This window comes from Arsenophonus sp. ENCA (assembly GCF_002287155.1).
Lineage (GTDB): Bacteria > Pseudomonadota > Gammaproteobacteria > Enterobacterales > Enterobacteriaceae > Arsenophonus > Arsenophonus nilaparvatae.
On sequence record NZ_NHNG01000414.1, the window covers coordinates 1 to 552 of the forward strand.

The 552-nt window shown below is 37.5% G+C and carries 1 protein-coding gene; it reads left to right on the top strand.

Features of this window, described 5'->3' with window-relative positions:
* On the top strand, positions 1-305 hold a 305-nt coding region (locus CBG25_RS10805), incomplete at its 5' end, for a transposase family protein (protein ID WP_290603625.1).
* Positions 306-552 lie beyond the last annotated feature (247 nt).

The following is a 552-nucleotide window of genomic DNA, read 5'->3' on the forward strand; positions in this document are numbered from 1 at the left end:
ATATAATTCGCCATATTCCTCCTGAGGTAACCATCTGGGCAGATACCGGTTTTCAAGGTATAGATAAACAGCATCCTAATACACAAATCCCAAAAAAAGGAACTCGAAAAAGACCTTTATCGCCTGAACAAAAACAAGAAAATAAAATAATCTCGGGCATCCGTATTACAGTTGAACACGCCATCGCGGGTATCAAGCGCCTCGGTTGCATGACCCAAATTTTACGGAATCGTAGACCCTTTATTGATGATACCTTCTTACTCCTTAGCGCAGGTCTTTGGAATTTCCATCTCAGAACAGCGTAAAATTTACTTCAATCACCGAAACACCCTTATTTCACTATTAAGCAACACGCTTAATAAACTAGTTGCTGAATAGAGACTTGCATTTTTTGTCACGCTATTGAGAATAAAAAGAGGTTTAACTTAGAGAATAAAGGTTTGAAATGATCAACAAAGAGCGGCTGTTACGAGATAATCGTTTATGTAAAGCAATCATTGGATTATCAGTCGAAGAATTGAAAAATTTAGCCGCTGAATTTTCAGCTTGTTA